Raw genomic sequence first — 9,053 nt, forward strand, 5'->3', positions numbered from 1 at the left:
TACGTGTATATACATATATAATTTAAACTAAACCGAAACGATACTACTATGGCAACTATTAAAGAAAATGTTGAAGAGTTAAACGCAATGATCCTTCAAGGGGATATCTTGGGAGCATTTGAAAAGTTCTATGCTGAGGACTTAGTCATGCAAGACAATGAAACACCTGCCCGTGTTGGAAAAGATTCCAGCAGGGAATTTGAAACTGCTTTTGTAAATAACCTGACGGAGTTTAGGGGTGCAGAAGTAAAAAATATTCTCATCAGCGAAGAAGCCGGTGTAGCTGCCGTCGAGTGGTTTATGGACTATACCCATAAAGAATGGGGAACCAGAACCTATACACAAGTTGCAGTACAGCGATGGAAAGACGGCAAAATAGTAAGTGAGAAATTCTTCTATAACAGTTAAGTAAAAGGAGGCCAGGTGTGGCCTCCTATTTTTTTAATTCGCACTGATTCCTAAAGATTCCAGACACTTGTATTTTTGAAAGAAAGGCTTGACACCTTACTTACCAGGCTTTTAAGTTAACTTGAGCTTTAAGCATAGAAAAATGGTATAAGTAAGATAAATGAGATCAAGTCCTTTAATTTTTAAAATGATTTCTTTTTCCTCTTAAGAAATCTAATTTTGGCAATATTACTCCTCACCTAAAAATTAAATATTCGAGGTCTAGGATATGGTAATGCATTCAAAATGAACCAGAAAAAATTCGATAAGATCACCTTAATAAAAAAACTGCAAGACAGCAGTAATCCTTATATTCTATTTCAAGTAGAGAGAATTTTGGAAAGGGAGGAGAAGTTAGAGTCTTTAAAAAAGGTGGTAGAAGAATATCCCATGTTTCTGGAAGAAGCAGTCCAAAGGGATATGAGCATCAAAACCAAACAAAAGACTCCCGAAGATTCTTTCCTGGGAAAATATGAAAATATCATGACTCCCGTTATGTACATTTTGGGACTTTTCATGCTGATTCTAGCTGCAGCATTGATCAACCTTCTAGCCAATGAGGGTGAAAATATCACAGTCGCAATATTCCAAAGTAGGGTGGCCGGACTATATTTGATAGGCTGGTTTTTGTTTGTGCTTGAGTTTGGGGTAATGATGTGGATCAAAACCCGAAGTGGTATAAAAATCAACAGAACCTTGATTATTGGAAGGTCTCAAGCCCTCCTATTTCCTCCTGTCCGCATGGGTAGCAGACACCTCATCAATCCCGATTTGCAATGGATTCCCTTTCTTGGTTGGTCTTTCAGAAATGAAGGACTGCTCAAATTCCTAAAGGAAAAATTCTCCATCCCCATGATAGTAATTGCCTTATTGATCATTCCGGTTTTGGTGATAGAATGGAAATTTTACGAAGAAGTGCAGGGTTTTCTTCATACAGACCTCTCATTTGTACTTGACCTTACCCAAGCATTTATATGGCTTGCTTTTGCCTTTGAGTTTATTTTGATGGTATCCATCAGCAGGGAAAAATTAGATTATATCCAAAAAAACTGGATCGACCTGCTTATCATCCTATTGCCATTTATTGCCTTTGTTAGGACCATGCGTATCATCAAAGTGGCCAGACTATCGCAACTTGCCCGCGGATACAAACTACGTGGCTTATTGATGAAAGCGAGACAAGGCCTTTTTTTCGCTGGCTTTTTCTATAGAATTTTGACTTTTAGAAATTACCAAATGAAAACCATCAAGAAAAAACTTGAAAAGAACCAAAAAGAAAAAGAGGTTCTCGAAGAAGAACTTATCGAGCTTTACACAAACATCGATAAAAAGGACCTCCCTTGATGATCGGAGTACTATATCCTACCAAACCACCTTTGTATAAATGGGCCATAACTACTCAAAACTCCCTCACATCCTGAAAAACTCCTTCAAATTCATCCCTGTTTTCAATCAGGTATATGATTTTTTCTGCAGCTGCTTCAGTTGTACTCAGTTGGTTATTGGATTTTAGGTTTAGGAATTTCTCCAACTTTGAAAAGCTCTTTTCGTCCGCCCCTCTAATATCTGATTGCATTTTAGTATCCACCACGCCCGGTGCTAAGGCAAAATATCGTATTCCATTTTCATCCAAATCTGCCTCGACTTGTGCTGCTTCCGTCATCATATTCAACGCAGCCTTGCTTGATGAATACCCTGACCATCCGTCAATGGCTTTTTTGGAAGCACCCGAACTGATATTTACAACTGTTTTTTCTGAGGATGATCCCGCATATCTTTCCACAAAGGCATTCATGAGGACCATTGGAGCTACCACATTGAGATCAAAAAGGGTTTGAATATTTTCAGAATTCATATTACCTATATGTGATATAGGGCCTATCCAGCCGGCATTATTGATAAGGACTATCTTCGAAAAATTTCCTTCAGGGAAAATTCTTTCGATCTCCGCCTCAATATCTTTAACCTTACTCAAGTCTATTTGCAGGCTTTCAAAATTTTGCTGGCCAAAATCCTGCTCAGAACGCGCTATTCCAATCACATGGTTATCCTTATTTTGTAAGAGTTGGGATACTATCCCTTTCCCGATTCCCTTGCTGCTTCCTGTGATGATAAATAATGCTTTCATTTAATTTTAATTTGACTGAATCCTAATCTAAAACCAATAACTCTTTAAACCAAAAATGCTTGTGGTGTTCCTTTCCGTCACTGGTTTTAAAATCATATGTCTTTGAAATGGTTTCATCTCTTTTGAAAGCTATTGGATATTTAAAAATTGGCCCATCAAAACAAAAGGTGTGAAACTCACCATTTTCCCCGCAGGGATCTATGGGCGTTTGAACTTCCTGTATAAGCTTATTGGTAAGTAATTCACCCACCTGGGTTTTATCAAATAAATCCCCATCAGCAGCACAGACAATTGTTTTGAATCCTGCCTCTAGAAATTCATCCAATATTTTCTGGGTATTAGCTCCCCACAAAGGAAAAACTCCTTTAAATCCCTTTACCTCTAATTGTGCTTCTCTATATTTTTTTAAATCCTCCAAAAATATATCCCCAAAAGCAATACAAGTCACTCCCCTTTTTTCCAACTCATCCAGATAAGATGACATCACTTTTTCATAGGCTTCATTGGTCTGAGAAGCAGGATAATAAAGTGAGTCCAGGGGCAAACCGATAGCCTCGGCCTGCTTTTGGATCAGACTTTCGTGGATACCGTGCAAACCTACTCTTTTGGTATCTTCTCCAAATGTGGTATGCAAAGCCACTACTTCATATTTTTTATCCTGCATCAATTTATGGAGGGCAATTGCTGAGTCTTTCCCTCCTGACCAGGCAAATGAAACCTTTTTTTTATTCATATATCTTTTTATTCTATTTAAAAAAACATGAAAACCTGACAGGTTTCCTAATCTGGAAGCTGGCTTGAAACAGTTTTAATCCCATCAAAAAACCTGTCAGATTATACTTCACTCCAATTCAATATCCCAATATCCAAGAGTATCTATCAATATCAGACAGTCATCTTAGGCTTTTTCTCAATATCCAAATATCTACGAATATCAATGAATATCGAACTCAAATATTACTTAAACACAAACCCCGACGGCCCTCTTCCGGCTGGGATGGTTTTGACCTCATCACCACTTTCATCCAATACGATAACCGTTCCATTGCCTTGGAAACCGTTATTATCGGCCACATAAATTCTATTGTCATTAGGATTGAATCCGATTCCATAAAGACCTGACCCCCTATAAATGGAAGCATCAATTACCTGATTTTGGCTAATAGAAACTTTCGCCACAGCATCATCGTAATCTGGAAATCCTGTAGAAGTCAACACGTAAATTTCTCCATTTCTACCCAATGACATATTGCTTGTTGCCCCTGCCAATGCTATGGTGACAGTATTCTGGATAGAAAAATTACTGGTATTGATTCGGTGGAAGTATATATTTTCCGCATCTCTGGCATACAGATATAGGTTCCCTTCATTCCTGAAAAAATCAGCAGGGTTCCCCTCTATTTCTACAGTATTGGCCAAGGTATCAGTATCTAAATTGACAATATCCAAATTTTGTGCATTGGCTACTAGAAGGCGGCTTCCGACCAGAGACATTTTTTCAGGCCTGCTGGAAACAGCTATTTTTTTGCTGATAGTTCCTCCACTGAGGTTGTCTACCACTGCGATGTAGGAATCGGGACTGTTAAAATTGGCATCATAAGGTCCCCAGTCGGAAATGAAGAGCTTGTCCTGATACACTGCTAAAGAACGGGTAATATCCAAACCATCTGACACCGCTCCCAAACTGGTGAAATCACGGGTATCTACCACTTCCACTTTTCCCGTATTGGCGACCAAGTAAGTTCTTCCCTCATGCTCCACGAGATCCTGAATCAATCCTGCAAACGGCCTGTTATTGACCCTTTCAAAAATATCTGCCGACACGTCATCACCCCCAGTATAATGGTAAATCTCCCCATCATTGGCTCCAAAAGCACCTTCATTGATGATCAATACACCCTTTTCAAATTCACCCAGTGGTATTTGAGGGCCTTCATTGTCACAGGCCCAAAAAGCAAATACTGCAGCAAACAGCAGTAGATTTAGTCTTACATTCTTCATAGTCTGATAGTTATATTTAATTGATAATTTCTTCCTGGCATGGTACGCAGTCTTAAAATCTGATATTCTGTATTCAAAAGGTTATTGACCTGAAAGCCCGCTTGTCCTTTTACTATAAATCTTTCCGGAAATTCCATCCTGATCCCAGTATCCCAAAGGCTGTATGCAGCTACACTGGCAATGTTGTCCGTAGCCACAAAGCGCTCCCCTACCCATTGGTGGTTGATAAAGGCTGACCAGATATCTTTACTAGCTCCTACCTGCCCTTGAGCTTTGTGCACAGGCGTATAGGGCAATTGCTTTCCAAAACTCCTATCATTACCATCTATATCTGTCTGATTGATCGCCTTGTTGAAAGCATAATTCCCACTGAAATCCAATTTCACTGAAGACAAGCGAACCTGAGCGTTCAGATTGTATTCAAGGCCACTGTTGTTCACAGAACGGATGTTTTCAGGTGACCAAAAATTGCCTCTTGGCAGCCAAATGATCCAGTTGTCCACCCACATTTGGAAATAGGTCAGGCTTTGGTTTACAGAAAGATTCCCTTTTTTCCATTCATGCACTAAACCTAATTCAGCACTGTAGCTTTCTTCGGGCAAAAGCTCAGGATTGCCTCCAGGCACCCAAAACCTATCATTGAGGGTGGGGACTTTAAAACTCCTGGCCAACATGGTTTTGAGACCCATACTCTGCTTTTGATCTTGAAAAAACTCCCATTCTGCACCAAGACTGGGTGTAAAAGGGGCAAAATTCCCATCATATATCAATTGTCTCAGGTTGAGTGAAACCAGTAGATTGTTCCTAAAAGAAAAATTGCTGGAATGGTAGAGCTCTGTCCTGCTTTCCTCTGCCTCATAGGTACTTAAATTGCCTTGAATAAAAGTCTGACGGATTCCTGATTTGGCCTGAATATTTGGAAGAATATCCCATTCCACGTCTCCTGAAAGGAAATACTGCCTGGTTTTATTGACTGAACCCACATTGAAAACCAATTCATCGCTGACCAGTCCACCTTTGAGGTTAAGGGTATTTTTCCTTCCAAAATAAAAGTAGTCCATCACCCATCTGAGATTTCGGTCCTGCTGCTGATCTCGGGTGTTGGAGCCGATTAAAGGTATAATTTCACGGTCAGAATCATTATACCAAATAGATGTGCTGAGTTGGGATCGGTCTGTCGGTCTCCATGCAAGATCCTGGACAAAGCCATATTGCCTTACAGTTCCGTGCTCATGTCTTTCCACTGGAGTACCGAATTTGGACAGATTTCTAAAAGGAAAATCATTTCTGGAAAAATTTCTGTACACCTGGGTTCTGCTGGACCATTTTTCTGCAGAAAAACCTGCTTGCACAGATTGGTTCCAAAGCCCGAAGCTACCCACATTTGACTGAACCTGTGCCTGAAAACCCTGATTGAATTTTAACCTTGTATGCAAGTGGACAGAACCGCCAATGGCGTCTGTTCCAAACAAGGCACCGCCCGAACCCAGTAAAATTTCAGCCCGATCAAATCCTCCAACAGGTAAGATTGAAAAATCAGTTTGTCCAAGTGAAGGACTGTTGATCGGCAAACCGTTCCAAAAAACTGCATTATGCCCTGCTGAGGTGCCACGCATGGTCAAGGATGCCAACATGCCTGGACCATGTTGCCTAAGAAACAAACCCGTCTGTTTTTGAAGGTATTCTGTAAAAGCCTGCCCCTGAAAACGCTCCAGATCTCTTTCACTTACCTGGATCAGCGATTGGCCATAGGCATATTTTTCCACAGGTACTGTAAAAACCTCTACGGCTTTTAAGTCAAGGGTATCCCCTATCGCAGATAAGGTATCCCTTCTGCCTTGGTCAGGTCCAATGTCAAATGCCCAACTGCTTTGGACCAAACTGGCCAAAGCAAAAATGTACATAAATAATAAACGCAATGCCTTTGGAATTAAATGATGCAAAACACATTTAACTCAAAGTCATTCAAGCAATGATTGGAGAAAAAGACGAAAGAGGATACAAGCAAACGCTTCATCCCATTCTGAATTTATCCCAGCCTTTCACCCGAAAGCTTTGAATACAGAGGAAATAGGCAGGTCTCCTGGCTTCCCTGGATTTGCCTGCCTTCTCACCCCGTCCCGATAGCTATCGGGATCAAGGCAATGGCAATGAGGTGGGCAAATCACTATCCCGAATACTCGGGATGGGGTTACAGTTGCGGGGACAGCTCCGGATTCAAACCGGATTCCCTTTTAATCCCGAACAAAATTTTGGTTCGGGAACCGCTTTCCGATTACAAACTTAAATAGTTAATCCGAAAATGACGCTTATCCATCAGAATTTTCTTTCGAAAAATATGGGATTGCAGAAAACAGATTCATTTCAAAGCCTATTCCTATATTTGGGTCTGATAAAATTTCGACTCTTGTTTATGTTGGATAAAATCCCTCACTACTTTACTTATTTCTTTCTTGTGTTCCTGATATTTTGCAGCTGTACTGAAAAAATTTCTGACCACGCACAAGAATACATCAACATACCATTAACTTATGCGCAGGGATTTTCACTGCAGCAAGGAGATGGATATTTGCTTATTGAAGTCAATAAAGCATTTCCTGAGCAAAAAAAGCCCTTTATCTACCTCGTCCTTGAAAGTCCGGAATCTACCGTAGATAATGAGGCTTACGATGCTGTCATCCAACAAAATGTCTCGAAAATAATCCTTACATCTACCACTCAGGTACCTCATCTTGACTATTTGGGTGCAACTGAATTGCTGATAGGATTCCCTAACCTCAATCTGATCTCATCCCAAAAAACACGAAAAAGAATCAAAGAAGGCTTGGTCGAAGATTTAGGTTCTGGTGCTCAGGCTAATATTGAAAAAATCATTGACCTGGAGCCTGATCTTGTGATGATTTCAACTTTGGGGGAAGATTTGAAAAACCTGGAAATCCTAAAAAAAGCAGGGATTCCTACCGTACTGAATGGTGAATACGTGGAACAGCACCCCTTAGGGCGAGCTGAGTGGATAAAATTTACCGGTGCACTATTGGGTAAATTGGACGAAGCGAATGCAGTTTTTGAAGCTATAGAAAAGGATTATTTAGAAGCGGAAAAGATGCTCAGGGATCAAATGGCAGAAAAACCCACAGTATTGTCAGGAGTGATGTATAAAGACATTTGGTATGTGCCTGGTGCTGATTCATGGGGGGCAAGATTACTGGATACTGCAGGAGGGGATTACCTTTTTGCAGATCAAAAAGGAAGTGGCAGCAGTCAGTTAAGTTATGAATATGTATTGGATAGGGCCGAAGACGCAGCGTTTTGGATCGGAGCTTCAGACTTCAACAACCTTCAGGAAATGAAAAATGCGGATCCCAGGTATGCCCATTTCCGAGCATTCCAAGAAGGAAACGTATTTACCTATACCCAAAAAAGAGGGGAAACCGGAGGATTAGAATACTTCGAACTGGGCTACCTCAGGCCTGATCTCATTTTAAAAGACTTGATTCAAATCCTTCATCCGGATGTACTTTCGGATTATGAGCCTTATTTTTACACCCAATTGAATGATTAATAAGGCCTCCCATACGGTGTTGTTTTTGGCAGGAATACTCCTGTGCTTGATTTGCTTTTGGGCGAATCTGTCCATAGGTTCTGTCACAATCCCTTATGGAGAGGTGGTGGGGCGGTTTTTTGGAAATGATTTCAGCAAAAATTCTTGGGAAACCATTGTAATAGGCTACCGCCTACCAAAAGCATTTACTGCAGTTCTTGCCGGGATCACGCTTTCCATAAGTGGATTACAAATGCAGACCTTTTTTAGAAATCCATTAGCGGGACCATTTGTGTTGGGAATAAGTTCAGGTGCCGGCTTAGGTGTAGCCCTTTTGATTATGGCAGGTTCAGCATTTGGATGGTCGCTATATACTGGTGGACTTGGTGTTTGGTCCTTGATACTGGCAGCTAGTTTGGGAGCTGTCTTGGTGCTTTTGCTGATGAGCCTAACTGCCTGGAAAGTAAAAGACAGCATGACTTTGTTGATTGTTGGGCTGATGTTTGGATCAGCTGTTTCAGCTCTGATTTCGGTCTTGGCCTATTTCACAGATGCCGAACAACTGAAAATGTTTACCGTTTGGGCCATGGGCAGTTTGGGAAGTACCCAGAGCTCTCAGTTGTGGGGCTTTTTTATAGCCAGCATATTGGGTTTCATTCCTGTTTTGGTCATGGTCAAATCTTATAATGCCATGTTGATGGGAGAAGCCTATGCAGAAAGTATGGGCGTCAACATTTCCAGACTTCGCTGGGGTATGATCATCAGTACAGGGATTTTGGCGGGAACAGCAACGGCATTTTGCGGCCCGATTGCCTTTATCGGTATTGCCGTGCCCCATATGGCCAGGTTGGTTTTCCGCACCGGTGACCACAGAATCCTCTTCCCTGCCTCAGCACTTACGGGAGCCATCATTCTATTACTTTGTGATGCCATCAG

Annotated in this window: 8 protein-coding genes and 1 riboswitch; of the genes, 4 read left to right on the forward strand and 4 right to left on the reverse strand. The window is 41.1% G+C overall.

Going from position 1 to position 9,053, the window contains the following annotated elements; genetic code table 11:
• The first annotated feature begins 48 nt into the window (after nucleotides 1–48).
• Nucleotides 49–408 (forward strand): nuclear transport factor 2 family protein, encoded by a 360-nt coding sequence (locus tag EA341_RS04340; protein ID WP_293011651.1) that lies wholly within the window; start codon nucleotides 49–51, stop codon nucleotides 406–408.
• Between the two features lie 285 nt (nucleotides 409–693).
• A complete protein-coding gene (locus EA341_RS04345; protein ID WP_293011653.1) occupies nucleotides 694–1,791 on the forward strand; it encodes a hypothetical protein in 1,098 nt (365 codons plus the stop codon).
• A gap of 55 nt (nucleotides 1,792–1,846) precedes the next feature.
• Here the strand turns inward: EA341_RS04345 and EA341_RS04350 are convergent, their stop codons facing one another.
• The 4 genes from EA341_RS04350 to EA341_RS04365 all read right to left on the reverse strand — a co-directional run bounded on the left by EA341_RS04350 (nucleotide 1,847) and on the right by EA341_RS04365 (nucleotide 6,495).
• Nucleotides 1,847–2,575 carry an SDR family NAD(P)-dependent oxidoreductase gene (locus EA341_RS04350; protein WP_293011655.1) on the reverse strand — a complete coding sequence of 243 codons (729 nt, stop codon included), beginning with the start codon at nucleotides 2,573–2,575 and terminating at the stop codon, nucleotides 1,847–1,849.
• Nucleotides 2,576–2,597: 22 nt separating this feature from the next.
• Nucleotides 2,598–3,308 carry a diphthine--ammonia ligase gene (locus tag EA341_RS04355; RefSeq protein ID WP_293011657.1) on the reverse strand — a complete coding sequence of 237 codons (711 nt, stop codon included), beginning with the start codon at nucleotides 3,306–3,308 and terminating at the stop codon, nucleotides 2,598–2,600.
• A gap of 224 nt (nucleotides 3,309–3,532) precedes the next feature.
• Nucleotides 3,533–4,576, reverse strand: a complete 1,044-nt coding sequence (locus EA341_RS04360) for a YncE family protein (RefSeq protein WP_293011659.1) — start codon at nucleotides 4,574–4,576, stop codon at nucleotides 3,533–3,535.
• On the reverse strand, nucleotides 4,573–6,495 hold the full coding sequence (locus tag EA341_RS04365; protein WP_293011661.1) for a TonB-dependent receptor: 1,923 nt from the start codon (nucleotides 6,493–6,495) through the stop codon (nucleotides 4,573–4,575). The genes EA341_RS04360 and EA341_RS04365 overlap by 4 nt, the downstream gene beginning before the upstream one ends.
• A 136-nt stretch (nucleotides 6,496–6,631) precedes the next feature.
• Nucleotides 6,632–6,860: riboswitch (cobalamin riboswitch) on the reverse strand.
• A 129-nt stretch (nucleotides 6,861–6,989) separates the two neighbouring features.
• On the opposite strand from EA341_RS04365, the gene EA341_RS04370 reads away from it, so the two are divergent.
• A complete protein-coding gene (locus EA341_RS04370) occupies nucleotides 6,990–8,138 on the forward strand; it encodes an ABC transporter substrate-binding protein (protein WP_293011663.1) in 1,149 nt (382 codons plus the stop codon).
• Nucleotides 8,131–9,053, forward strand: a 923-nt coding sequence (locus tag EA341_RS04375; RefSeq protein ID WP_293011665.1) for an iron ABC transporter permease, incomplete at its 3' end; no start/stop codon positions are given. The genes EA341_RS04370 and EA341_RS04375, both read left to right, overlap by 8 nt.

The sequence above is a fragment of the Mongoliibacter sp. genome, assembly GCF_007692705.1.
Taxonomy (GTDB): Bacteria; Bacteroidota; Bacteroidia; order Cytophagales; family Cyclobacteriaceae; genus Mongoliibacter.